This window comes from Flavobacterium sp. Leaf359, from assembly GCF_001423985.1.
Lineage (GTDB): Bacteria > Bacteroidota > Bacteroidia > Flavobacteriales > Flavobacteriaceae > Flavobacterium > Flavobacterium lindanitolerans.
In genome coordinates this window covers 610,627-634,748 of record NZ_LMPW01000012.1, presented here as the reverse complement: position 1 = coordinate 634,748, position 24,122 = coordinate 610,627, and the positions used below count along the sequence as shown (strand labels likewise).

Below are 24,122 nucleotides of genomic sequence, written 5' to 3'. Positions count from 1 at the left end.
AACAAAAAACCAACAACATGAGACAACTAACAACCAAGACTTTTGCCATTTTGGCAACGGCAAGCATCTTATTGGCAAGCTGCCAAAATGATGACAGTTCAAACGGAACTCCAGTAAACCGGGAAATTGACTTTACATCGCATTCCTCTATCCCGGCTTTTGTGTTTGCAATGCCCGGATTTGAGAGCATGGAAATTAGCACCTTAATTACAAGTGCCGACCAACTGTCACAGTCTCCCGCTTTCGTATACGGAGCCCAGCCTGATGGTGCCGGATTAATGAAGAATCCTTCAGGTGAAGGTTATATCCTGATTTCAAACCACGAAATCCTGCAATCAGTTTCAAGGGTATATTTAGACAAGACTTTTAAGCCTGTCAAAGGTGAATATATTGTTGACGGCGTGGGCGGAATGACCCGTTTGTGCTCGGCTACTCTTGCAACTCCTGAAATTCATGGCTTTGGTCCTATCTTCCTTACAGCAGGAGAAAGTGGCGAAGAAAGTATGGTTCACGGAATTGACCCTATGGGGTTAGCAAATGACAGAAGCAGAACCGACAGAATTCTTCCTGCATTAGGAAAAGCCAGTATGGAAAATGCCGTACCGCTTCCAAAAGACGCTTATCCTGGCAAAACCGTTATCTTAATTGGAGAAGACCAATCTTATACTACTTCGCATGCCAGCGCAGGACAAATGATTATGTACATGAGTAATACAGTGGGCGACTTGTCAAACGGAAAACTTTATGCCCTAAAAAGAACTGACGGAAATCAGGTTGAAACTGCTATGACTATGAACAATAGCTACAATGTTTCTTTTGTTGAAATTCCAAATGCTAAAAACCTTACCGGTGCTGTAATCAATACTACAGTAAACAATTTGGGTGCAATCCGTTTCTCCAGAGTGGAAGATGTAGATTACAGAAAAGGAAGTGCCAGCAACAATCGTGAAGTTTATTTCACGGCTACAGGTCAGGCTACTTCCAATGCTCCGGTAGATGGCTACACGATGTGGGGAAGAGTTTACAGATTAAAAATGGATGCTAACAATCCGTTGGCAGGAACTCTTGAAGTAATTGCTGAAGGCGACAGTACTCCGGGAACAGGATTAATCAATCCGGACAACCTTTGTGTTACGGAAAACTTCGTGTACATTCAGGAAGATGGTGACAGCTATTATACCGCTGCCCAGCACGATTCATACATATGGCAGTACAATATCGCTACAAAACAAAACAAGCCATGGTTAAACATGAATCATAAGCGAAACGATGCGGCCTGGAACTCTCTTTACAACCAGACAGGCGAAATGCGTTTTGGAAGCTGGGAATTTGGCGCAATGACTGACATATCAGACATCATTGGTGTTCCGGGAACATTCCTTGTAAACATCCACCCGCACACCTGGCAGAAAGATGCTTTCCTGAATGCTGACGGAAGCGGCAGAAGCACCAATAAAGAAGGTGGACAGACCGTAATCATACGAAACGTACAGCGTTAATTCACACAAAAACAACACTATAAAACAACCCTTATCCTAACATAAGGGTTGTTGCTTTTTAACTACACAAAATGAAATTAAAGTATTCTATATTTTCCCTTACCCTGCTTACTTTCTTTTTTTCGAGCTGTCAGGACAGGGCATTTGAAAAAAACATAAAACAGGAACTTTTAATAGACCTCACAAAACTGAAAAACGAAATCATATTGTTGCAGGAAAAAATTGCTGCAGATGGTTCTCAAAAAGAAGTTTTGGAGCAATTCAAAAAAACCCGATTGCAATACAAAAGAATCGAGTGGGCAGTTGAATATTTTGTTCCGGAAACGGCCCGATTCATGAACGGCCCGGCATTGGATGAAATGGAACTGGAAGAGAATAAGTTTTTCGTTCCTAACGGTTTCCAGGTCATTGAAGAACATATCTATCCTGAATACGATTTCAAAAATAAAAAAGAAATAATCCGCGAACTGGATATTTTGCTTTCCAATACAAAACAAGTTGAGACAACTTTTGGAGCCATTACAATCACTGATGATTATGTTTTGGATGCCTTACAGCAAAATGTACACAGAATCCTGACTTTGGGAATTACCGGCTTTGACAGCCCTATACTCAATTCTTCCATTCCGGAAGCCCGACAAAGCTTATCCGTAATTCCGGAACTGCTTTTAATTATCCAGCCGAACAGCAAGATTTTGGACGATGTAAAACAAATAGCGGCAAAAGCAAAAGAGTATTGTGATTCAAATCCGAATTTTAATACGTTCAACAGGGCTGTATTTATTACAGAATATCTGAATCCGTTGTCACAAAAACTAAATCTGTTCCAAAAAGAAGAAAAGATACCGGCCGTAGAACGCAACCGACCGTTAAAAGCAACAGCGGCAACTCTGTTTGATGAAAATGCTTTTGATGTGAACGGTTTTGTAGCTTCTAATGAATACCGATATTCTGATGAAAAAGCGATTTTAGGTGAAAAACTGTTTTATGATAAAAGTCTGTCCAAAGACGGCAACAGAAGCTGTGCTTCCTGCCATAATTCTGAAAAAGCATTTACAGACGGGTTGAAAACCAATGTTTCTTTAAAAGGGAAAAACCTCAACCGCAATACACCTACCCTGACCTATGCCTCCTTCCAAAATGCGCAATTTTGGGATATGCGACAGCTCGATTTAGAAAAACAAAGTGTTGATGTTATTCAAAACGAAGACGAAATGCACGGCTCGCTTGCTGCAATCCATTCTAAAGTTTCTTCTGACAGGGAATACATCCGACTTTTCCAGAAAGCCTATCCTAAATCAGATAAGACGGAAGCCTGGCAGATTCAAAATGCAATCTCCAGTTATGTTCGTTCGCTCAATTCTTTCGATTCACGATTTGATTCTTATATGCGTGGCAATAAAAACAGTATCAATGCCGAAGAAATTCAGGGTATGAACCTGTTTATGGGAAAAGCAAAATGCGCGACTTGCCATTTTACGCCATTGTTTAACGGAACAGTACCTCCTAATTTTGCCAAAACTGAACATGAAGTTGTAGGTACGCCTGAAGATGCTTCCGGCAAACGCCTGAGCAAGGATGAAGGCCGTTATATTTTCAACCAGCTACCACAACTCAAAGGAGCTTTCAAAACGCCAACACTTCGCAATGTGGCCGTAACCGCACCTTATATGCATAACGGAGCCTATGCTACTTTGGAAGAAGTGGTCGAATTTTATGATTTGGGTGGAGGAACAGGATTGGGCCTAAGCATAGAAAACCAAACTCTTCCTACTGACAAGCTGAATCTGACCGCTGCAGAAAAAAAAGCGCTGGTTGCGTTCATGAAAACACTGACAGACAAGAGATACAACTAAAAAGAAACGGAATGCAATGCATTCCGTTTTTTATTTAATCCAGACTTAATGTAATCTGTCCGTCATCATCAAGCTGTACGTCATCTGAAATTTCTGTGGAGCCGGAAACTTCTATTTCTTCAGGAATTTCTTCTTCCGGTTCTTCATAAGGTAACGGTTCCAAAAGGTTGACCTGTTTTAGCTTATCTGTTGTCAATTGGTTTCCTAAGGCTTTTATTCCCTTTACAGCAATAAAACTCTCCAAATCAACCGTCTGGTTTTCTTTCTGTACGCCTTTTACTTTTGCAAACACGATTTCGGCTACCGGACGGTAATCTGTCGCAACAATTTCCAGTTGCGATTTTGGATGTTCCGTAATAAAAATTTCTTCTTTGTTTTCATTTTCGACGAGGAATCGTTTTACAAAATAGCGTTCCTTTTCTCCGTCATAATAGATTGCAGAAATAGGTTTTTTAGGCAGCCATTTTTCAAGAACTACCATATCTTCATCAAAATGCGTGGTCAATTCCGGAATAATCGTTTTCAGCCTTCCGGATTGATTGATAATCAAAAGCCTGTCATTTGGCCTGAATTCGCCTAACAATTCTCCCCTGCCATCTACATTTAGTTTCTGGACTGTATCATCAAACCAGATTCTTCTTGGCTTTAAGGTGGAAATTCCTTTTTCCTTTAATTCTATTTTCTTGATTGGATATTTGGTCACCAGATTTCCTTTTGAAGCTCGTCCTTTAATAGCCATTGCCGCAAAATCAATATCGAACTTTAATTTTTTGACACTTCCAACCTGTCTGAGCAATACGGTAATAACTTCCGCTTCCCCATTCGGGTTATGCGAAAAGTACAATACCTGTGAACCCGGCTTTTCCTGTGTCAGGTCATAAGCCTTGTCTCTGGTAATTCCTGAAACATTGAAACGTTTGATATAGGACGGGCCTGATTTTCCATCACGATAAATCATGTTATAAATTGTACGTTTATCGTTCTTATCAAAAATAGCTACGTGTATGATGTCTTTGCCTACGAACTTTTTATCGTCGACTTTGGAAACCATCATGGTTCCGTTTCGAAGAAAGACAATGACATCATCAATATCAGAACAATCGGTAACATATTCGTCTTTTTTCAATCCGGTTCCAATAAAGCCTTCTTCCCGGTTTACATATAGCTTGGTATTTCTCAATACCACTTTTGTAGCTTCAATATCATCAAAAATTCGGAGTTCGGTTTGGCGTTCCTTCCCTTTTCCGTATTTTTCTTTCAGTTTGGTAAAGAATGTAATTGTGAAATCAATAATGTGGTCCAAATCATATTTTACCTGTTCAATGTCGCCTTCCAAAGCCTCGATTTTCTCTTGCGCCTTGTCAATATCAAACTTGGAAATTCTCTTGATTCGGATTTCGGTCAGACGAACAATATCTTCTTCCGTAACGGCCCGTTTTAAATGCTGAACATAAGGTTTCAGTCCTTCATCAATTGCCTTGATAACGCCTTCCCACGTTTCTTCTTCTTCAATAAGACGGTAAATTCTTTTCTCGATAAAAATACGCTCCAGAGAAAGGAAATGCCATTGTTCTTCCAGTTCATCCAACTGGATTTCCAATTCACGCTTGAGCAAGTCTACCGTTCTCTGGGTAGAAATCTTAAGCATGTCTGATACGCCAATAAATAACGGCTTATGGTCCTGTATCACACAACCAAGCGGTGCAACAGAAGTTTCACAGGCTGTAAAAGCAAACAAGGCATCAATGGTCTTATCTGGTGAAACACCCGGATAAAGATGAATGATAATTTCAACTTCAGCAGCGGTATTATCTTCAATTTTTTTAATCTTGATTTTCCCTTTTTCATTGGCTTTCAGGATACTTTCAATCAAAGTTGAAGTGTTGGTCGTGAAAGGAATCTGCGTTATGACCAACGTCTGCTTATCAAGCTGGGAAATTTTAGCACGAACACGCACACGTCCGCCACGCATTCCATCGTTATAATTGGAAACGTCGGCAATACCCGCCGTTGGAAAATCAGGATATAAGGTAAAAGGTTTCCCTTTTAATATTTTTATAGAACTATCTATCAGTTCATTAAAGTTATGCGGCAGTACTTTGGTAGAAAGTCCTACGGCAATACCTTCTGCCCCCTGAGCTAATAACAGCGGAAATTTTACAGGAAGGTTTATAGGCTCATTCCTTCTCCCATCATAGGAAGCCTGCCATGAGGTAATTTTTGGAGAATAGAGAACATCGTGCCCGAATTTGCTGATTCTTGCTTCGATATAACGGGAAGCGGCGGCACCGTCGCCTGTCAGGATGTTACCCCAGTTTCCCTGCATGTCAATAAGCAGGTCCTTCTGCCCTATCTGCACCATCGCATCACCAATACTGGCATCACCGTGAGGGTGATACTGCATCGTATGCCCAACAATGTTCGCTACTTTATTGTAACGTCCATCGTCCAATTCTTTCATCGAGTGCATAATCCTGCGTTGTACAGGCTTAAAACCATCTTCTATGGCAGGAACGGCACGTTCTAGGATTACATAGGAAGCATAATCCAAGAACCAATCCTTATACATTCCGGTTACCTTGGTAATGGTATCCTCCGGATTGTTTTCTTCCTGATTATCGTAAAAATGCGACCCTGAACCCTCAGGTTGACCTTCAATCGGCTCTAAATTCTCTTCTTCGTCCATTTATTAAGCGGTCCTATAATTATTTAATTCTAATCTTATTTCTCAACAACATCCAATTCTACTTTCAGGTTGTTGATGATAAATTCCTGCCTATCCGGCGTGTTTTTACCCATATAGAAAGACAAAAGCTGTTCAATGGAAGTCAGCTTGTCTAACATAACCGGATCTAATCGTATATCATCACCAATAAAATGCTTGAACTCGTCAGGAGAGATTTCTCCCAAACCTTTAAATCGTGTGATTTCCGGCTTAGGTTTTAGCTTTTCAATAGCATTAACCCGTTCTTCTTCTGAATAACAGTAAATAGTTTCTTTTCTGTTTCTTACCCTGAAAAGCGGCGTTTGCAGGATATACAAATGTCCTTCCTTGATTAACTCCGGGAAAAATTGCAGGAAGAACGTAATCAGTAGCAAACGGATGTGCATTCCGTCGACATCGGCATCGGTTGCAATTACAATATTGTTGTAACGCAGGTCACCCATGTCTTCTTCAATATTCAAAGCGGCCTGAAGCAGGTTGAATTCCTCGTTTTCATACACAATCTTTTTGCTCATGCCATACGAATTCAAAGGCTTACCCCGCAAGCTGAATACGGCCTGTGTATTCACATCACGTGACTTGGTGATAGATCCCGAAGCCGAATCTCCCTCCGTAATAAAAAGCGTACTTTCTAAACTTCTTGGGTTTTTAGAATCCGTTAAGTGTACACGGCAATCGCGTAATTTTTTATTGTGAAGACTGGCTTTTTTGGCACGGTCTTTCGCTAATTTACGAATTCCTGAAAGTTCTTTTCGTTCTCTTTCCGCCTGCAGAATCTTACGCAAAAGCAAATCGGCTGTTTCCGGGTTTTTATGCAGAAAGTTATCCAGTTTATTTTTGATAAAATCATTGATAAACGTACGAACCGAAGGCAAATCCGGTCCCATTTCCGTAGAACCCAGTTTTGTCTTTGTCTGCGATTCAAACACCGGCTCCATTACTTTCACGCTGATTGCACTGACAATGGATTTTCGGATATCCGAAGGTTCAAAACCTTTGTTGTAAAATTCGCGGATTGTTTTTACGACCGCCTCACGAAAAGCAACCAAATGCGTTCCTCCTTGTGTCGTATTCTGCCCGTTCACAAAAGAATGATATTCCTCAGAATACTGCGACTTACTGTGCGTCAGGGCAATTTCTATATCATCGCCGGAAAGATGGATGATTGGATAGACCATATCTTCCTCAGCAATATTTTCTTCTAACAGGTCTTTAAGTCCGTTATCAGAATAAAATTTTTCGCCATTGTAAATTATTGTCAGTCCGGTGTTCAGGTAACAATAGTTTTTCAGCATTTTCAATACATATTCGTTCCTGAACTTGTAGTTTTTGAAAATAGCCTCATCCGGAGTAAAGGTTACTTTGGTTCCTTTACGCTTGGTTGTTTCAATAATATCTTCTTCAAGCACCAGATTACCCGCAGAGAATTCTGCCGCTTTCTGTTTTTCTTCACGAACGGATTCTACCCTGAAATACGTCGAGAGGGCATTGACTGCCTTGGTACCTACACCATTCAGACCGACTGATTTTTTAAAGGCAAGAGAATCGTACTTTCCTCCCGTGTTCATTTTGGACACTACATCCACTACTTTTCCCAGTGGAATTCCACGCCCATAATCTCTTACGGTAACGGTCTTCTCTTTGATTGACACCTCTATCGTTTTTCCGGCACCCATAACGAATTCATCGATACAGTTGTCCAAAACTTCTTTCAATAGGATATAAATACCATCGTCTGGTGAAGAACCGTCGCCCAATTTCCCGATATACATCCCCGGACGCATTCGGATATGCTCCTTCCAGTCGAGAGAACGGATATTGTCTTCGGTATACTGATTTTGTTCTGACATTTGAAAATTATGGATTTTGTGCTAATATACAGTATCCGCAAGAAAAATGAAAGTCCTGGAAAGCAAAGTTATCAATAGAATAATTGACAAAATTGCAATCCGGTTTGCATCAGAATAGTAGTGTAATTCAGGCTTTCTGCTGTAGCTCTATAATTTTCGGAAGAAAAAAATGCTATTTGATTAAATAGGTTACCATAATTTTCCGATTAACATAAATCGTCAGATAATCACCTGATTTTCCTGCCAATGGGATATCAAATTGAGTTTCTTTATTTTCATTGTTCAGATAGGTAAGTTTATTTTCACTACTGAGTACAAACTCGGCATTATCATATTCCCCTAAATTTTTAATTTCTAAATGGAAATTTGGCGTAGCTGAAGAAATGATTCCGTTTTTCGGGAATATTTCATAATTACCTTTAAAATAATCCCTGTAGTAAAGTGGTAATTTTGAAAAATCCAGTTTTGATTTATTAATTGTGAGCCATTTTTTATCCTCTGGATAATGGTTTAAAAATAAGTCCTCTGCTGACATAAAAAAATAAGAACCATTAAAGTCAGGCTTAAAAGAATCGTCTTTTTGGGAAATATATCCGGCTCCAAGTGTAGTATCTACAAATTTCCAAACATTATCAATTTTTACAGCATTCCAAGCATGGTCTATTGCCAAATTTACTTGTCCGATTTGTGACGGGTCAGATTTTAAGGCTCCAGTTATTATCTCACTTTCAAGCCCTACTAAACGGCTTAATTTTTCAAAGACCATTGAATACCCATGACAGATAGCCTTACCCGAGAGTAATGTTTTAGAAATTATTGATTCTTTAAATTTAATTTCTTTTGCTTTTTTTTCCTTTTCATCCTTATAAGAAAATGCCATACTCGATGCACTGTTCATTGAATTGGCTGCCGCAACATCAAACGCAATATTAAAAGCTATCCAGGAATAAACCGCTCTGGCTTTTTCAGAATCGCTGATAAAATCCTTCTTAATCATATTGCTTATCGTTTCTAAGCTTTGAACTTTTGAAGGATATTTTTTTACAATTTCATCAACTTCCAAAAAGTCTTTAGAAAAAGAATTGTTGATGCAAAAACACAGAAAAAGAGTGATAATTTTTCTCATTGCTAAATTTATTTTTTAATATGAATCATCTATAATGGCAAAAAATACCTTTATCGGATGGCGTCCATAATGCCGCTTTTTGGTCGGCTGCCTTTAAAGCATTGTTTGCCCACGTATTACAGGTGTAAAACAGGCTGTATTTTCGATTGGCTTCATAGAAGCTGTCATTCTGCCCATAAGTCGTGGCATGAATCAGGATTGGATTTCCCTGAGAATCATATTGAAAGCTATCTTCAATATAAGCAATCAGCTTAGTATATTCCTCCTTGCTAATATTAATTTTCACACAGCTTTCGTTTTCTTTCAGCTGTTTGAAAAAAGTAGCATGCATGGCGGAAGTTCCCAAATAGAAAGCTGCATTAAATGCCGTGCTAAATTTCAGGTCAGACCATTCCGGTGTGTTTAAATAAAACCCTTTATCACCCCAGCCAAAACCAATAAACTGCATGGTAGAATCTTTTGAAGCAATATGTTCGTATTTTATTTTTTCACTCCAGTCTTTATATTCCGTTTTGATTGGAACCACAATATCGGTATGTACACCATTGGTTTTAATATAAATGGCGACGTCTTCCTGCTTGTCCTTATCTTCGGTATTGACACCAATGTAAGGAATAGTAAGAGCTAACAGAATGTAAACAATAAAAAATCCGAGTATTCCTAAAATTATCTTCAGTAAAATCCTGAAAATTTTCTTCATGTTTTTCAAGCCTCAAAATTGGTTACAATTTCTTTTAGCTCATTATCCAATTCGGCATTTGAAATCTTTTTATTTTCCACATCAAAATTGGTATAAAAGCTCGGAAGTGAAAACAGGGCTTTAATATTTGCCCCATGTCTTGGCAGATTGCTGCTTGCAAAATCCAATACGCCCTTACCTCCTCTTCCGCCTGGCGAAGTTGCCATTAACAGCATTGGTTTTTGCTGGAATACTTCATTGTCAATTCGGGAACTCCAATCATAAATATTTTTGAAAGCGGTAGAATAGATGCCGTTATTTTCAGCCAGAGAAACGACCAGAATATCTGCCGAAGCCAGCTTAGCCAAAAACTTTTTTGCAGTTTCGTGCTGTCCTACCTCTTTTTCCCTATCAACCGAAAAAAGCGGCATTTCAAAATCATTAAGGTCTAAAATTTCTACTTCCGCATCTTCAAAAAGCCCGGAAGCATAAGTAGCCAACATTTTATTAATCGATTTGGAGCTATTGCTCCCGCCAAAGGCAATTATTTTCATATCCTGGTTTTTGTATTGGTTTCCGCGTCTGTTATTTCAAAAATCTCTTTCTGGATTTCTACCGAATATTCATTAGGGCTAATGCTGCCTCCGTAGGCTTTTGCATATACCTTAGTGAATTCAGCACCAAAATAAAGAATTATTGCGGAATAATACACCCATACCAAAATTATTATTATTGAACCGGCTGCCCCATAAACACTGGCAACAGTAGAATTCCCCAAATAGAGCCCGATTGCAAATTTACCAACCATAAAAAGCACGGCTGTAAAAGACGAACCTATGAAAGCGTCTTTCCACCTGATTTTTCCATCCGGCAGCGTCCTGAAAATAATGGTAAACAGCAACGTAATAATGGCAAATACCAGCAGTAGATTCAGCACATAAAAGATGTAAATGGTTCCTTCCTGAAAATATGACCGGAGTTTTGCACTTAAAAGGTCCATAACCGAATTGACCAACAAACTGACCAATAGCAAGAATCCGACAGAAACAATCATCGAAAACGACATCAATCGGTTTTGGATAAACTTTTTAAATCCTTTGTTGGGTTTTGCCTTGAGTCCCCATATGAAGTTGATGGAGCTCTGGATTTCGGCAAAAACCCCGGAAGCCCCTATCAAAAGCATTACTCCTCCAAAAATGGCCGCAAATGCATTACTGTCTGAAAGCTCCACATTTTTAATGGCATTTTGTATCTGGATTGCCGCATCATTACCTACAAGCCTGTTAATCTGTCCGTACAGCTCTCCGGTAACCGCATCTTTTCCAAAGAAAAAACCACAAAGCGTAATGATAATAATCATTAATGGAGGTATTGCAAAAATGGTATAATAAGAGAGTGATGCGCTTAATTTGATTGCGTTGTCATCATTAAACTCTGATATCGTATTTTTGAGTAAGTACCAGGTTTTTGAGAATAATCCTTTCGCTTTCATAGTGCTTTTTGGTTTCGGTTTACTCAAATATAGCTGATTTTAAGAAATTCACCGGTCAGTTTATAGGATTTTTAACATGACATATCTTCATAAAAAAAGCGGCCAAAAAGCCGCTTTTAATTGTTTTATACTTTGAGATTATACATTAAATCTGAAGTGCATCACATCTCCATCTTTTACTATATATTCTTTACCTTCCACACGCAGTTTTCCGGCTTCTTTTACTTTAGATTCAGAACCGTAGGTTACGAAATCATCATAAGCAATTACTTCCGCACGGATAAATCCTTTTTCAAAATCAGTATGGATTACTCCGGCTGCCTGTGGCGCTGTTGCTCCAATATTGATTGTCCAGGCACGTACTTCTTTTACACCGGCGGTAAAATAAGTCTGTTGCTTCAACAACTTATAAGCCGCACGAATCAGTACAGACGACCCCGGTTCTGTCAAGCCCATGTCTTCAAGAAACACCTGACGTTCTTCATAACTTTCCAATTCTGTAATATCGGCCTCAGCCCCAACAGAAAGCACAATAACCTCTGCATCTTCGTCTTTTACCAATTCTCTAACCTGGTCTACATATTTATTTCCGTTAACTGCAGAAGCTTCATCCACATTACATACATACAAAACAGGTTTAGCGGTAATCAATTGGAACGATTCCAAAAGGGCTTCCTCATCATTATTTTGTGGCGTTATGGTTCTGGCTGATTTTGCCTGTAATAAAGCCTCACGGATTCGGTTAAGCAATGCCTGTTCAACCTGCGCTTCCTTGTTTCCTGTTTTGGCAGCACGGTTTACTTTCTCCAAACGTTTTTCAACAGTTTCAAGGTCTTTCAGCTGCAATTCGATATCGATCGTTTCTTTGTCGCGGATTGGATTAACATTGCCATCCACATGCACTATATTATCATTATCAAAACAACGCAATACGTGAATGATAGCGTTACACTCGCGGATATTTCCAAGGAACTGATTCCCCAAACCTTCACCTTTACTTGCTCCTTTTACCAATCCTGCAATATCTACAATATCTACAGTAGCCATCTGAACGCGCTCCGGTTTCACCAATTCTTCCAACTTATTAATCCTCGGGTCCGGTACGTTTACGACTCCAATGTTCGGCTCGATAGTACAGAACGGGAAATTTGCGCTTTGCGCTTTTGCATTTGATAAACAATTGAATAATGTTGATTTTCCAACATTTGGCAACCCTACAATTCCTGCTTTCATTATGGTATAAGTATGATATTGATAATTTTAAGGGTGCAAATATACGCTTTTGGATTTGAAATTAAACCTCAACGCCTTTCTATTTTTATTTCTTAAAAAATTAAACTATTTCTATTAAAAAATAACATTTAGCAATTCTTTATGATTTTTTAAAAATCAATTTAACATAAAATCCTTAAATTTGTTAATATCACTCTAAATCAACTCATTATGAAAACTATTTTGTTAAGCAGCATTACATTGTTGGCGGCATTAAGCCTACAGGCCCAGAATAAAAATGTCACAGATGTTTCCAAAACCACGGTAACTACTGTTAAGGATTCTGATGGCGAGAAAACATACCTGAAAACCCAGGAAGTTAAGGAAGTTCAGAATATCGAGTTCCAAAATGCTGATTCCAAAGCATTAAACAAGGACTTGAAGGAAACGCCTGTTGAAGTAATTTCAAAAACTCAGGTAATCAATCCTGACGGAAGTACCCGAACAGTAGATATTGACCGTTCCTCTTATTATACTTCAAATGGTAAAACCTATCAGTTACGATTAGACCCAGCTGGTTACGTGATTACCACACAGGACAATAAAAGACTGGGACTTTTGAGAGCTACAACTACAAACAGTTATATCTACAGAGGTAAAAACCAGACTTCAATAGGTTATTTTGACACCAACGGAAATTTGGTCGTAGAAACTTATGACGACAAATCCGATAAGGTTTCTGTAGAGACCTATGTACGTTCTCCGAAATAAAATTTTATTGACACACATAAAAAAAACCTGAATTAAACAATTCAGGTTTTTTATTTTCTTCTAATAAATAAGATTACTCCCCATGTAAAAAGGCCTGCCTGTTAAGCAAAGTCTCTTCGCTTTCTACATGGTTGTCGTCCGGAACGCAACAGTCAACCGGACAAACGGCAGCGCATTGCGGCTCTTCGTGGAATCCTTTACATTCTGTACATTTACCCGGAACGATATAATAGATATCATCCGAAAGAGGCGTATGCGGCGCATCCGCATCCACTTCCTCTCCATTTGGAAGCACTATTTTTCCATTAAGTTTCGTTCCGTCTTTATATCTCCAATCATCTGCACCTTCATAGATGGCAGTATTTGGGCATTCTGGTTCGCAAGCACCACAATTGATGCATTCGTCTGTTATTATGATTGCCATTTTTTCATTTTTTGCTATAAGCTATAGGCAATATGCGTAAGGCTTGCCTGCTGCCTAGAAAAGGTTTATTTTTGTGCAAAATTACATCCAAAACAATTCATAAGCAAATCAATATGACTTTAGAGCACAAAAAAAATATTTTCGCAGAGTTAGGAAAATTCTTAAGTCAATTTTCTGAAAATGAAAGTATTAAAAAAGAAAACGTTTTACATAACGATTTGTTTTTCAATGATTTTTTGGATTTGATTGAGTTGTCTCAATCCCATAACGGTTGGTATACCCCGGAACAGGTATACTTTGCCATACGCTCCTGGGCTGAAGCCTTGACAAAAGAAAATCTGGACCAATGGCTTTCCAAATACAATCTGGAAAACGTTGGCGGAAAAACAGTTGGATTGGTTCTGGCCGGAAATATCCCATTGGTGGGCTTTCATGACTTTTTGAGTGTTTTAATTTCCGGTCATAAAGTACTGGTCAAAACCTCTTCAAATGACCAGCATCTGTTGCCGTTTTTAGCAAAATACATTATGGCTGTCGAACCAAAAATGGCAGAATACATCACATTCACTGAAGGAAAATTAGAAAATTTTGATGCTGTCATTGCAACAGGAAGTAATAATACGGCCCGTTATTTTGAATATTATTTTAAGGACAAACCTTCCATAATCAGAAAGAACAGAAATTCTGTTGCGGTATTGGACGGCACGGAATCCAAAGAAGACTTTATTCAATTGGGTGAGGACATCTTCCGATATTTCGGATTGGGCTGCAGAAACGTTTCCAAACTTTTTGTCCCAAAAAATTATAAATTCGAAGCCTTTTTTGAAGGGATTTTCGAGTATCAGGATGTCATCCATTATGAAAAATATGCCAATAATTACGACTACAATAAGGCAGTCTTCCTGATGAGTAATTTCAAACTGCTCGATAACGGATTCCTTACTATTAAGGAAGACACGAGCTATTCCTCTCCTATTTCAAGTGTATTTTATGAATTCTATGAAAATACAGAGGAACTTAAAAAACGTCTTGCAACAGATAATGAGCAAATCCAATGTATTGTTTCCAAAGGAATAATTGAAAACAGCATTCCGTTTGGCAAAACACAGAAACCGGAACTTTGGGACTATGCCGACAATGTAGACACTATTGCATTTCTTTCATCGATTTAGTCAAAATAGCTCATAAAAATAGTTTTACTATATCGTTTTCGTTAATAACCTTACGAAATTACCACGAAAAGGCTAAGAAATCTTTAATCTTAATTCCTGAAATTTGCTTTTCAAACTCACAACAACACTTTCTTAAAAACACAGCATGAAAAAGCATAACTACAGTGCAGGTCCTTGCATCCTGCCGCAAGAAGTATTTGAAAAATCAGCACAGGCTATTTTGAACTTCAATGATTCGGGCTTATCCATTCTGGAAATTTCACACAGGAGTAAAGATTTTGTAGCCGTAATGGAAGAAGCCAGAGCCCTAGTTTTGGAACTTCTGGGCTTGCAGGGAAAAGGTTATCAGGCTTTATTTTTACAAGGCGGCGCCAGTATGGAATTTTTACGGGTTCCTTACAATTTATTACGAGACGGCGGGAAAGCTTCTTATTTAGATACCGGAACCTGGGCAGCAGGAGCCATAAAGGAAGCCAAAGCATTTGGAGAAACCATTGTGGTTGCTTCCTCAAAAGAAGATAAATACAATCATATTCCTAAACATTATGCTATTCCGGCAGATGCTGATTATTTTCACTGCACCTCCAACAATACAATTTACGGAACACAGATGAAAGAATTTCCGGAAACAAAAATTCCGGTAGTCTGCGATATGAGTTCTGATATTTTTTCACGCCAACTCGATTTCTCAAAATTTGACCTCATTTATGCCGGAGCTCAAAAAAACATGGGACCGGCAGGAGTTACGCTCGTAGTGGTCAAAGAAGCTATTTTGGGTAAAACAGGACGAAACATACCGAATATATTAAACTATCAGCAGCACATTGAAAAAGAAAGTATGTACAACACACCTGCAGTTTTTGCAGTCTATACTTCCCTACTGACATTGCAATGGCTAAAACGACAAGGTGGAATTCCCGCCATTGAAAAAATCAACGAGGCCAAAGCCCAGTTATTATATGCAGAAATAGACCGAAACCCATTATTCACCGGAACAGCCGTTACAGAAGACCGTTCCAACATGAATGCGACTTTCTTGCTAAAGGACGAAACCCAGGCACAGGCATTCGACCGGTATTGGAAAGAAGCCGGAATATCTGGTCTGACCGGACATCGTTCCGTAGGCGGTTACAGGGCTTCCATGTATAATGCTTTGCCTTTGGAGAGCGTACAGGTACTGGTAGATGTAATGAAGGAATTTGAAAAGACAAACGCCTGATTCACCAAAACATAAAACACAATTAAGAAACATGAAAGTATTAGCCAACGACGGAATTTCAAAAAGCGGCATCATCGCTTTGGAAAAAGGCGGATTTGAAGTCATAACGACCAAGGTAGCACAGGAACAGGTCGCCAATTATATCAATAAAAATGCTATTTCGGTGCTTTTAGTACGAAGTGCAACTAAAGTAAGACAAGACATTATTGACAACTGCCCTACGCTGAAAGTAATAGGCAGAGGCGGTGTAGGTATGGATAATATCGATGTGGATTATGCCCGCGAAAAAGGAATACATGTTATCAACACTCCGGCTTCTTCATCAGAATCTGTGGCTGAACTGGTTTTTGCCCACCTTTTTTCGGGCGTACGATTCCTGCATGATGCCAACCGCAACATGCCGCTTGAAGGTGATTCTAATTTTGAAGGACTAAAGAAAGCGTATGCCAACGGAATTGAATTAAAAGGAAAAACACTTGGAATAATCGGTTTTGGAAAAATAGGAAAAGCGGTTGCCAAAATCGGACTCGGATTGGGCATGCGTGTCATCGCTTCCGATAAGTTTGTAGGCAATGCAGAAATTAAGGTAGATTTTTATAATGGTCAGTTTATTAATGTTGACATCGTGACTGAACCAATGGAAGATATTTTAAGGCATTCCGACTTTATCTCATTGCACGTTCCTGCACAAGACGGGTATGTAATCGGGAAAGAAGAATTTGAGCAGATGAAAGACGGTGTTGGAATTATAAACGCTTCGCGTGGCGGTATAATTAACGAAGTTGACCTTATTGAAGCCTTAGACAATGGAAAGGTTTTATTTGCCGGACTGGATGTTTTTGAAGAAGAACCTACACCAGCCGTACAGGTTCTTATGCACCCTAAAATATCGCTAACGCCGCATATTGGTGCGGCAACATTGGAAGCACAGGACCGAATTGGAATTGAGTTGGCAGAACAAATCATCAGTTTATTAAAATCAGACATATAATTTATCATTCTTGTTAAATATTAGGCTTTTTTGTATAGATTTGTTTAAACTTTAAACTTACAGAAGATGCTAGAACAATTATCCGATTTAGTAAGACAGTACGGAAACGACGCTGTAGTAAACAATAATTCCGTACCAAATGAATTGAACGAAGGTGTTATGGACGAAGCCAGCACCTCTATTTTTTCAGGACTTCAGAAAATTATTTCTGATGGTGGCGCAGACCAGATTGGTCAATTGTTTCAAGGCGATAATGCCGGTTCAGCATCAAATCCTGTTGTGAAACAACTAACAGAGCAGCTTTCCGGAAATCTGGGAGAAAAATTCGGCCTTAGCAGTGATGCTGCTTCGGGTGTTGCCGGCGGACTAATTCCAAAAGTTTTAGGGTCTCTGATTGGAAAAGCAAAAAATCCCAACGACAAAAGTTTTGAAATTTCAGACATTGTCAACTCGCTTAGTGGCGGTCAGGGCGGTTCATCTATCATGGATGCCATCCAGAAATATGGAGGTCAGTTTGGATTAGACCAAAACAATGACGGCAAGATAGACATGAGTGATGCAATGACTGCTGTCAATAAAAAAGGAGGCATCGGTGGTTTTCTTGGAAAACTTTTCGGAAGATAAATCATTACAACATAGTATACTAAGGCCAGACTCACGTCTGGCTTTTTTTGTTAAAAATATAAGAAGCCGAAAAAGCATTCCGAAAAGAATGAGTAACTTTATACAAATCCTGTCAAACATGAAAAATCTCATTTACATCATTGCGTTATTCTTTTTGATTTTTGGATGTACCACAACAAAAGATACAAAAACCAAAACGTTTCAACAGACCGATAAGGCGGTACAAAATGACACGATAAAAATTGCCAATGAAGAGCTTGAATACGAAGTTATCATTATCGACCCGGGATTCAACAGCTGGTTTTACAGCTATGCCAGGCCACGAAATTATTATTCACAACAATACATGGAAACGCGAAACCGCGTGTGGGTGATGGAATGGAATAGCCGTTTTAACCAGGGCGACCGACGCTTTGATATGAGTATTGACTATCAAAACAATATAAACTATGGCTATGAAGTTAATTATATGCTGTATAACTACCTCACTTATTTTCAACTTACCCATAATATAAAACTTGGAGGTTTTGTGCCTCGAATTTAAAGTTGTAGTTTTGCGCTATATTTATTAAGTATGAATAAGCTTAAAAAGCGCTGGGGCATTACATCAAACTACCAGCTTGTCATAATTTTTATTGTTTTTGCCATAAACGGTTCCCTTTCAGCACGTATTTCCTATTTTTTGATGGGACTTCTCGGAATAACAAAAGAAAATACGCATTGGTCGCTATACTATATCATTCTATTGGTATTGGTGTTACCACTTTATCCTTTTATGCTAATGGTTTTCGGATATATTTTTGGACAATCGGGATTTTTCTTTCCCTTTGCCAAGCGAATGATTCGAAGCATGAGATTAGGATTCTTATTACCTAAAGAAAAAAGTGAGGAAAACAAATAAGTTATAAAACCTAATATAAAAAGTAAAGCCGGAATTGAACTTCCGGCTTTTTTATTATCTAACAAAATCGTTACTTTTTTTCATTGCTGAAATAATAAGTATAAATCCATGTCAGGGTAAATGTTGGCAATATATCTGTTAAGGGAAATAATTCTTCCAAAAAAGAGATGATACCTCCAACCGTACCTACTGTTCCCTTATACATTCTTGCCAGGATAAATCCTGAAATAGGAGCCCAGGCAATATCTGCAAATTCTCCAATAAAAGGAAGTGCATAAGTTGTCATTCCTATAACATCAAACAGTATACTCAATAGTAACTGTTTCTGTTTTTTGTCTGAAGCGACTTTAATCTGAACTTGTTCTGTCATTTTCAATTGTTTAGTCGCTATTATAACGCAAAACTGATGCCAATTATTTTTTCAGCTTTCCTGCAAACTGCTTTCTTACTTTTTCAACTTTTGGGGTAATGACATAACTGCAATAAGACTTCTCCTTATTTCTTGCATAATAATTCTGATGGTAGTTTTCTGCTACGTAGAATTTACCCGCAGGAGAAACTTTAGTCACAACCGGTTTACCAAATGTATTTTCTCTATCCAGAAGTTTTATATAGTCTTCTGCCAGTTTCTTTTGTTCCTCATTGTGGTAAAAAATTTCACTTCTGTATTGGGTACCAATATCTGCTCCCTGACGGTTTAATGTTGTTGGGTCATGGGTTGCAAAAAATATTTCCAATAATTCGCCAAAGCTAATCTTATTCGGGTCAAAAGTAATTTGTGTTGCTTCCGCATGTCCTGTTGTTCCGGTAGAAACTTCCTCATAAGTTGGATTTTCGGTCTTACCTCCGGTATAGCCCGATTCTACTTTTTTAACACCGTCCAACTCTAAAAATATAGCTTCTGTACACCAGAAACATCCACCTCCAAAGGTTGCAATCTCTAATCCTTTTTCTACTTCCATTTTTATGGGTTCCTTAATTTCAGAAATTAATTGTTCTTGTTCCTTCTCTTTTGACTGGCATGAAATCGTAATCAAAGTCAGCAGTCCAATCATCTTTTTCATTGTGTCCTTAGTTTTCCTCAAAAATAACGATTATCTGAAGTTTCAGGAATGGCATTAACTAAACTTTATCACTAAGAATAACCTGCTAAAGATGGGAAAATTTTCAAAAACTTTGTTTCTTTGTACAAATAGGAAAAAATGATTCAGGCAAAAAACCTACATAAATATTACGACAAGCTCCATGTATTAAAAGGCGTTGACCTCCATATTGAAAAAGGTGAAATCGTCTCAATTGTGGGAGCTTCCGGAGCCGGAAAAACCACGTTACTTCAAATTCTGGGAACATTAGACAAACCGAATATAGAAAACGGAACCGAATTACAAATCGACGGAGAAAACATCCTGCATCTTAATGACAAGGCACTTTCCCGTTTCAGAAACCTAAAGCTTGGATTTATATTCCAATTCCACCAGCTTTTACCTGAATTTACGGCTTTGGAAAATGTGTGCATTCCTGCTTTTATTGCCGGAAAATCAAAATCGGAAACCGAAGCGGAAGCCAAAAGACTTTTAGATTACCTTGGATTGTCACACAGGATTGATCATAAGCCGGGAGAACTTTCCGGTGGTGAGCAACAACGTGTGGCCGTTGCGCGTTCGCTTATTAACAAACCTGCCGTCATCTTCGCTGATGAGCCATCCGGAAATTTAGATACTGTTTCCGCAGAAAATCTACACCAATTGTTCTTTAAGCTTAGAGATGAGTTTGGACAAACCTTCGTGATTGTTACCCACAACGAAGAACTGGCCAATATGGCAGACCGAAAACTGGTAATGTCTGACGGATTGATTCCGTAACCTACCAACTAATTATGACAGATACAGAATTAAAAGCCTTCCTTAATGAAAAGGTAGAATTATACAATAATCCGGATTTTATCGAAAGCGACCCAATTCAGATTCCGCATGCTTTTTCAATAAAGGAAGATATTGAGATTGCGGGATTCTTAAGTTCGATTATCGCGTGGGGCAATCGGAAAATGATTATCAATAATTCCAAAAAGATGATGGAATTGATGGGGAACTCTCCTTATGATTTTATCATGACCCATCAGGATTACCAATTGGAGCGACTGGAAAATTTTGTACACAGGACTTTCAACGGACAGGATTTTATCAGTTTTATCAAAGCTTTACAGAATATTTATGCCAATCATAGCGGACTGGAAGCGGTCTTTTTGAAAAACCAAAAAGGAGATTCTATGCAAGAAAGCATCCATGAATTTAAAAAAATCTTCTTTGAAATTGAGCATCTGCAACGAACCCAAAAACATATTTCTGACCCGCTGAATAATTCTGCAGCCAAAAGAATCAACATGTTTTTGAGATGGATGGTTCGTCAGGACAAAAAAGGCGTTGATTTTGGAATCTGGAAAACCATTTCACCTTCTGCACTTTCCTGTCCGCTTGACGTACATTCAGGCAATGTAGCGCGAAAACTAGGACTTTTACACCGAAAACAAAACGATGCCAAGGCATTGGCAGAATTAGACCTACAATTGCGAAAACTGGATCCTAGCGACCCTGTGAAATATGATTTCGCTTTATTTGGTTTGGGTGTTTTTGAAGGGTTTTAATATTTTTGAATTAAATACTTAATTATCATATTATTAGAGATGGATGTAAAATAAAAAAAATAGATATGACTTATAAAAAAATTCAGGAGCTTTACAAAAAAACTTTCAAAAAAACTCTAAAAACCTGTTGGATAGCAGATGTTAAAAGGGGATTGGGTCAAACAACCAGAAAATCATATAATAGACTTAATCCAGATTCTGTAAAATATCCTTGCCCAGAAGGACCTACAAAAGAATGGCTAGTGAAACTACTTCAATAGTTACACATGATTAATCTGTTCTACGTAGCTTAAAAGCATCTCAATCTGAGAAATCCAAATTTTAACGTACCTTTGCCCAAAATTTATACAGTTATGTCAACTTTTGAGCAATTCAATCTTCCTAAATCTTTACAAAAAGCAATTGATGATTTGGGATTCACTTCACCTACACCAATTCAGGAAAGGTCATTTTCTGTAATTGCATCAGGACGTGACATGATGGGTATTGCCCAGACAGGAACAGGAAAAACTTTTGCCTACCTCCTGCCTTTGTTAAAACTGTATAAGTTCACTCCTACACATACACCAAAAATTGTAATTCTGGTTCCTACCAGAGAATTGGTAGTACAAGTTGTAGAAGAAGTTGAAAAGTTAACCAAATATATGTCCGTCAGGACTTTGGGCATTTACGGAGGTGTCAATATCAACACCCAAAAGACTTCTGTTTATCAGGGAATAGATGTTTTGGTTGGTACACCGGGCCGTGTTATGGATTTGGCTTTAGACAATGTATTGCGTTTTGATGAAACCCAGAAACTCGTGATTGATGAATTTGATGAAATGCTGAATCTTGGTTTCCGCGTACAGCTAACTTCCATTTTGGCAATGATGCGTCCAAAACGCCAAAATATCCTTTTCTCTGCTACAATGACAGATGAAGTGGATGCTGTATTAGAAGATTATTTTGATTTTCCGGAAGAAGTTTCGCTGGCCCCATCCGGAACACCATTGGAAAAAATCAGGCAGGTCAAATATGGCGTTCCGAATTTCAATACAAAAATTAACCTGTTGAAACATCTTTTGTCAACTGACGAGTCCATGTCACGAATCTTAATTTTCGTGAATAACAAGCGTTTTGTTGACATGATTTATGACCGTATTGAAGAGGATTTTGGTGAGCAGTTTGGTGTGATTCATTCCAACAAGTCTCAGAATTATCGTCTCACCACTATGCAGGATTTCCAAAAAGGAGATTTACGAGGAATCATCACCACAGACGTTATGGCTAGAGGTTTGGACATTTCTGATATTACCCATGTATTGAATTTTGATGTTACAGAAATCCCGGAACAATACATCCATAGAATTGGAAGAACCGGTCGTGCCGATAAAGAAGGAACCGCTATCAGTTTTGTAGGACCAAAGGAAGAAGATGCTTTTATTGAGTGTGAAATGCTGATGGACATGGAAGTAGATATGCTTCCAATTCCGGAAGGAGTTGAAATTTCAACTGTTCTTATCGAATCAGAAAAAATAAAACAGCCGATTAAGCTTTTGAAAAAAGTCAAAAAAGAAGGAGGCAGTGCTTTTCATGAAAAATCAGACAAGAACAAAAAAGTCAATCTGGGCGGTCCCGGCAAAACTAAACCAAGAAAGACAAAGCCAAGAAACCGTGCTGTTGAAAGAAACCGCGACAAAAAGAGAAAAGATAAAGGCAAATAGAATTTAGAATTTGGTAAAAACCAAACAAACGGGAGAACAAAGCTCAATTCTTTTTCCGGTATCGGAAAGCTTTCCTGTAGTTTTATCTATCCTGAATATCACAACCTCGTTTGTATATTGGTGTGCGACCAATAAAAATTTACCGCTTGGGTCAATGGCAAAATTCCTCGGACCTTTTCCCTTAGTGCTTACCTGATTAACTAAATCCAACGTTCCTTTTTTATTAATGGCGAAGACATTGATGGTGTTGGCATCTCCCCTGTTTGTGGCGTATAAAAATTGTCCGTCGGGCGAAATATGAATGTCTGCCGCACTATTTTCTCCTTTAAAATCTTTAGCTACAACAGTAGTTTCCTGAAGTTGTTTTAAAGAACCATTTTTGTATTTAAAAACGGTAAGCGTTCCATCCAGTTCCTTAAGCAGGTAGACAAACTTCCCATCTTTACTAAATGTAAGATGACGTGGACCGCTTCCTGGTTTTACAGCTATTTTATCTTTTAATTCCAATATTTTTTCCGGAGCATTCTTATTGTATTTGTAAACGTAAATCATATCCGTTCCTAAATCATTTGCCAAAATATATTTTTTATCCGGTGAAAAATATACCATATGAACATGGGCACTTTCCTGCCGGCTTGTATTGATTCCTTTTCCGGTATGTTGTATAACCTGTTTGGCTTCTTTAAGACTTCCATCTGCCTTCTTTTCAAAAACAGCGATACTTCCTCCTGAATAATTTGCTACAATTACATTTTTGTCATCATTAATAATATAACACGGGTCGGCACCTTTGGAATCGAAAGAATTCAGCAGTTGCAATTGGCCGCTTTTTGAATCAAAACGGAAAGAACTTATTTTACTGTTTGCTCCATTTTCATTAACGCTGTAGACATATTTGACATCTTCCGAAACCGTGAGATAACTCGGATTGTTAGTTTTCTGTGTCTTTTTTAAAGAAAAATCACCGGTGTCCGGACTAAAATCATAAACATATATTCCTTTACTTTCACAGGAATTCGTGTAGGTTCCTACAATCAGATTATAAATTTTATCCTGGGCTTTTGCATTCATAACAAATAAAAAAACAAGAAGAAAGAAATTGATTTTTTTCATTTTGAAAATTGTTTAGAACAAAAATAAGGCTTCGGAAAGCAAAAGCATCATCACGAAATGTTAATTTAACTTATGCTGAGGCGATAGATTTTTTTTGCCACAGATTAAATCAGTTTACACAGAT

General features: G+C 38.3%; 24 protein-coding genes. 13 read left to right on the top strand and 11 right to left on the bottom strand.

Features of this window, described 5'->3' with window-relative positions:
• Nucleotides 1-17 precede the first annotated feature (17 nt).
• Together ASG38_RS11320 and ASG38_RS11315 are read left to right on the top strand one after the other, a co-directional pair.
• Entirely contained in the window at nt 18-1,499 is a 1,482-nt protein-coding gene (locus ASG38_RS11320) for an alkaline phosphatase PhoX (RefSeq protein WP_056070736.1), read from the top strand.
• 71 nt (nt 1,500-1,570) lie between these two features.
• Nucleotides 1,571-3,355: a cytochrome-c peroxidase gene (locus ASG38_RS11315; protein ID WP_056070733.1), complete on the top strand. Its 1,785-nt coding sequence runs from the start codon at nt 1,571-1,573 to the stop codon at nt 3,353-3,355.
• A gap of 34 nt (nt 3,356-3,389) precedes the next feature.
• Here the strand turns inward: ASG38_RS11315 and ASG38_RS11310 are convergent, their stop codons facing one another.
• The 7 genes from ASG38_RS11310 to ychF all read right to left on the bottom strand — a co-directional run bounded on the left by ASG38_RS11310 (nt 3,390) and on the right by ychF (nt 12,460).
• Nucleotides 3,390-6,041 (bottom strand): DNA gyrase/topoisomerase IV subunit A, encoded by a 2,652-nt coding sequence (locus tag ASG38_RS11310; protein WP_056070730.1) that lies wholly within the window; start codon nt 6,039-6,041, stop codon nt 3,390-3,392.
• 35 nt (nt 6,042-6,076) lie between these two features.
• Entirely contained in the window at nt 6,077-7,930 is a 1,854-nt protein-coding gene (locus ASG38_RS11305) for a DNA topoisomerase IV subunit B (RefSeq protein WP_056070728.1), read from the bottom strand.
• Between the two features lie 172 nt (nt 7,931-8,102).
• Entirely contained in the window at nt 8,103-9,056 is a 954-nt protein-coding gene (locus tag ASG38_RS11300; RefSeq protein WP_056070724.1) for a transglutaminase domain-containing protein, read from the bottom strand.
• 25 nt (nt 9,057-9,081) lie between these two features.
• On the bottom strand, nt 9,082-9,756 hold the full coding sequence (locus tag ASG38_RS11295; protein ID WP_056070721.1) for a TIGR02117 family protein: 675 nt from the start codon (nt 9,754-9,756) through the stop codon (nt 9,082-9,084).
• Nucleotides 9,757-9,761: 5 nt separating this feature from the next.
• Nucleotides 9,762-10,289 carry an NADPH-dependent FMN reductase gene (locus ASG38_RS11290; protein ID WP_056070719.1) on the bottom strand — a complete coding sequence of 176 codons (528 nt, stop codon included), beginning with the start codon at nt 10,287-10,289 and terminating at the stop codon, nt 9,762-9,764.
• A complete protein-coding gene (locus tag ASG38_RS11285; protein WP_056070718.1) occupies nt 10,286-11,227 on the bottom strand; it encodes a YihY/virulence factor BrkB family protein in 942 nt (313 codons plus the stop codon). Before ASG38_RS11285 ends, ASG38_RS11290 begins: the two co-directional genes overlap by 4 nt.
• A 138-nt stretch (nt 11,228-11,365) precedes the next feature.
• Nucleotides 11,366-12,460: a redox-regulated ATPase YchF gene (gene ychF, locus ASG38_RS11280; RefSeq protein ID WP_056070715.1), complete on the bottom strand. Its 1,095-nt coding sequence runs from the start codon at nt 12,458-12,460 to the stop codon at nt 11,366-11,368.
• Nucleotides 12,461-12,670: 210 nt separating this feature from the next.
• Between ychF and ASG38_RS11275 the strand changes: the two genes are divergently transcribed.
• Nucleotides 12,671-13,210, top strand: coding sequence for a hypothetical protein (locus tag ASG38_RS11275; protein WP_056070713.1), 540 nt, complete (start codon nt 12,671-12,673; stop codon nt 13,208-13,210).
• 73 nt (nt 13,211-13,283) lie between these two features.
• Here the strand turns inward: ASG38_RS11275 and ASG38_RS11270 are convergent, their stop codons facing one another.
• Nucleotides 13,284-13,634: a 4Fe-4S dicluster domain-containing protein gene (locus ASG38_RS11270; protein WP_056070711.1), complete on the bottom strand. Its 351-nt coding sequence runs from the start codon at nt 13,632-13,634 to the stop codon at nt 13,284-13,286.
• A gap of 113 nt (nt 13,635-13,747) precedes the next feature.
• Between ASG38_RS11270 and ASG38_RS11265 the strand changes: the two genes are divergently transcribed.
• The 6 genes from ASG38_RS11265 to ASG38_RS11240 all read left to right on the top strand — a co-directional run bounded on the left by ASG38_RS11265 (nt 13,748) and on the right by ASG38_RS11240 (nt 18,541).
• A complete protein-coding gene (locus ASG38_RS11265) occupies nt 13,748-14,806 on the top strand; it encodes an acyl-CoA reductase (RefSeq protein WP_056071436.1) in 1,059 nt (352 codons plus the stop codon).
• A 145-nt stretch (nt 14,807-14,951) separates the two neighbouring features.
• Nucleotides 14,952-16,025: a 3-phosphoserine/phosphohydroxythreonine transaminase gene (gene serC, locus ASG38_RS11260; RefSeq protein ID WP_056070708.1), complete on the top strand. Its 1,074-nt coding sequence runs from the start codon at nt 14,952-14,954 to the stop codon at nt 16,023-16,025.
• 31 nt (nt 16,026-16,056) lie between these two features.
• Nucleotides 16,057-17,016, top strand: a complete 960-nt coding sequence (locus ASG38_RS11255; RefSeq protein ID WP_056070703.1) for a D-2-hydroxyacid dehydrogenase — start codon at nt 16,057-16,059, stop codon at nt 17,014-17,016.
• 66 nt (nt 17,017-17,082) lie between these two features.
• Nucleotides 17,083-17,640, top strand: coding sequence for a hypothetical protein (locus ASG38_RS11250; protein WP_056070701.1), 558 nt, complete (start codon nt 17,083-17,085; stop codon nt 17,638-17,640).
• A 118-nt stretch (nt 17,641-17,758) separates the two neighbouring features.
• On the top strand, nt 17,759-18,184 hold the full coding sequence (locus ASG38_RS11245; protein WP_056070699.1) for a DUF6146 family protein: 426 nt from the start codon (nt 17,759-17,761) through the stop codon (nt 18,182-18,184).
• A 30-nt stretch (nt 18,185-18,214) separates the two neighbouring features.
• On the top strand, nt 18,215-18,541 hold the full coding sequence (locus ASG38_RS11240) for a DUF6787 family protein (RefSeq protein ID WP_056070696.1): 327 nt from the start codon (nt 18,215-18,217) through the stop codon (nt 18,539-18,541).
• Between the two features lie 70 nt (nt 18,542-18,611).
• On the opposite strand, the gene ASG38_RS11235 is transcribed toward ASG38_RS11240, so the two are convergent.
• Together ASG38_RS11235 and msrA are read right to left on the bottom strand one after the other, a co-directional pair.
• Complete coding sequence (locus ASG38_RS11235; RefSeq protein ID WP_056070693.1) at nt 18,612-18,911, bottom strand: hypothetical protein; 300 nt, start codon at nt 18,909-18,911, stop codon at nt 18,612-18,614.
• Nucleotides 18,912-18,954: 43 nt separating this feature from the next.
• Nucleotides 18,955-19,605, bottom strand: a complete 651-nt coding sequence (gene msrA, locus ASG38_RS11230; protein ID WP_056070690.1) for a peptide-methionine (S)-S-oxide reductase MsrA — start codon at nt 19,603-19,605, stop codon at nt 18,955-18,957.
• A gap of 138 nt (nt 19,606-19,743) precedes the next feature.
• Here msrA and ASG38_RS11225 point away from each other — a divergent pair, with 138 nt between their 5' ends.
• The 4 genes from ASG38_RS11225 to ASG38_RS11210 all read left to right on the top strand — a co-directional run bounded on the left by ASG38_RS11225 (nt 19,744) and on the right by ASG38_RS11210 (nt 22,885).
• Nucleotides 19,744-20,403: an ABC transporter ATP-binding protein gene (locus tag ASG38_RS11225; RefSeq protein WP_056070687.1), complete on the top strand. Its 660-nt coding sequence runs from the start codon at nt 19,744-19,746 to the stop codon at nt 20,401-20,403.
• 14 nt (nt 20,404-20,417) lie between these two features.
• Nucleotides 20,418-21,182 carry a TIGR02757 family protein gene (locus tag ASG38_RS11220; RefSeq protein WP_056070684.1) on the top strand — a complete coding sequence of 255 codons (765 nt, stop codon included), beginning with the start codon at nt 20,418-20,420 and terminating at the stop codon, nt 21,180-21,182.
• A 65-nt stretch (nt 21,183-21,247) separates the two neighbouring features.
• A complete protein-coding gene (locus ASG38_RS11215) occupies nt 21,248-21,442 on the top strand; it encodes a hypothetical protein (RefSeq protein ID WP_056070681.1) in 195 nt (64 codons plus the stop codon).
• A 93-nt stretch (nt 21,443-21,535) separates the two neighbouring features.
• Nucleotides 21,536-22,885 (top strand): DEAD/DEAH box helicase, encoded by a 1,350-nt coding sequence (locus ASG38_RS11210; RefSeq protein WP_056070678.1) that lies wholly within the window; start codon nt 21,536-21,538, stop codon nt 22,883-22,885.
• A 3-nt stretch (nt 22,886-22,888) separates the two neighbouring features.
• Here ASG38_RS11210 and ASG38_RS11205 read toward each other — a convergent pair whose 3' ends face one another.
• Nucleotides 22,889-23,998: a lactonase family protein gene (locus ASG38_RS11205; protein WP_056070676.1), complete on the bottom strand. Its 1,110-nt coding sequence runs from the start codon at nt 23,996-23,998 to the stop codon at nt 22,889-22,891.
• Nucleotides 23,999-24,122 lie beyond the last annotated feature (124 nt).

What these genes read in the sequence shown, in the direction of transcription:
- ASG38_RS11320 (WP_056070736.1), top strand. Translation starts at nt 18, where the DNA reads ATGAGACAACTAACAACCAAGACTTTTGCCATTTTGGCAACGGCAAGC.
- ASG38_RS11315 (WP_056070733.1), top strand. Translation starts at nt 1,571, where the DNA reads ATGAAATTAAAGTATTCTATATTTTCCCTTACCCTGCTTACTTTCTTT.
- ASG38_RS11310 (WP_056070730.1), bottom strand. Translation starts at nt 6,041, where the DNA reads ATGGACGAAGAAGAGAATTTAGAGCCGATTGAAGGTCAACCTGAGGGT.
- ASG38_RS11305 (WP_056070728.1), bottom strand. Translation starts at nt 7,930, where the DNA reads ATGTCAGAACAAAATCAGTATACCGAAGACAATATCCGTTCTCTCGAC.
- ASG38_RS11300 (WP_056070724.1), bottom strand. Translation starts at nt 9,056, where the DNA reads ATGAGAAAAATTATCACTCTTTTTCTGTGTTTTTGCATCAACAATTCT.
- ASG38_RS11295 (WP_056070721.1), bottom strand. Translation starts at nt 9,756, where the DNA reads ATGAAGAAAATTTTCAGGATTTTACTGAAGATAATTTTAGGAATACTC.
- ASG38_RS11290 (WP_056070719.1), bottom strand. Translation starts at nt 10,289, where the DNA reads ATGAAAATAATTGCCTTTGGCGGGAGCAATAGCTCCAAATCGATTAAT.
- ASG38_RS11285 (WP_056070718.1), bottom strand. Translation starts at nt 11,227, where the DNA reads ATGAAAGCGAAAGGATTATTCTCAAAAACCTGGTACTTACTCAAAAAT.
- ychF (WP_056070715.1), bottom strand. Translation starts at nt 12,460, where the DNA reads ATGAAAGCAGGAATTGTAGGGTTGCCAAATGTTGGAAAATCAACATTA.
- ASG38_RS11275 (WP_056070713.1), top strand. Translation starts at nt 12,671, where the DNA reads ATGAAAACTATTTTGTTAAGCAGCATTACATTGTTGGCGGCATTAAGC.
- ASG38_RS11270 (WP_056070711.1), bottom strand. Translation starts at nt 13,634, where the DNA reads ATGGCAATCATAATAACAGACGAATGCATCAATTGTGGTGCTTGCGAA.
- ASG38_RS11265 (WP_056071436.1), top strand. Translation starts at nt 13,748, where the DNA reads ATGACTTTAGAGCACAAAAAAAATATTTTCGCAGAGTTAGGAAAATTC.
- serC (WP_056070708.1), top strand. Translation starts at nt 14,952, where the DNA reads ATGAAAAAGCATAACTACAGTGCAGGTCCTTGCATCCTGCCGCAAGAA.
- ASG38_RS11255 (WP_056070703.1), top strand. Translation starts at nt 16,057, where the DNA reads ATGAAAGTATTAGCCAACGACGGAATTTCAAAAAGCGGCATCATCGCT.
- ASG38_RS11250 (WP_056070701.1), top strand. Translation starts at nt 17,083, where the DNA reads ATGCTAGAACAATTATCCGATTTAGTAAGACAGTACGGAAACGACGCT.
- ASG38_RS11245 (WP_056070699.1), top strand. Translation starts at nt 17,759, where the DNA reads ATGAAAAATCTCATTTACATCATTGCGTTATTCTTTTTGATTTTTGGA.
- ASG38_RS11240 (WP_056070696.1), top strand. Translation starts at nt 18,215, where the DNA reads ATGAATAAGCTTAAAAAGCGCTGGGGCATTACATCAAACTACCAGCTT.
- ASG38_RS11235 (WP_056070693.1), bottom strand. Translation starts at nt 18,911, where the DNA reads ATGACAGAACAAGTTCAGATTAAAGTCGCTTCAGACAAAAAACAGAAA.
- msrA (WP_056070690.1), bottom strand. Translation starts at nt 19,605, where the DNA reads ATGAAAAAGATGATTGGACTGCTGACTTTGATTACGATTTCATGCCAG.
- ASG38_RS11225 (WP_056070687.1), top strand. Translation starts at nt 19,744, where the DNA reads ATGATTCAGGCAAAAAACCTACATAAATATTACGACAAGCTCCATGTA.
- ASG38_RS11220 (WP_056070684.1), top strand. Translation starts at nt 20,418, where the DNA reads ATGACAGATACAGAATTAAAAGCCTTCCTTAATGAAAAGGTAGAATTA.
- ASG38_RS11215 (WP_056070681.1), top strand. Translation starts at nt 21,248, where the DNA reads ATGACTTATAAAAAAATTCAGGAGCTTTACAAAAAAACTTTCAAAAAA.
- ASG38_RS11210 (WP_056070678.1), top strand. Translation starts at nt 21,536, where the DNA reads ATGTCAACTTTTGAGCAATTCAATCTTCCTAAATCTTTACAAAAAGCA.
- ASG38_RS11205 (WP_056070676.1), bottom strand. Translation starts at nt 23,998, where the DNA reads ATGAAAAAAATCAATTTCTTTCTTCTTGTTTTTTTATTTGTTATGAAT.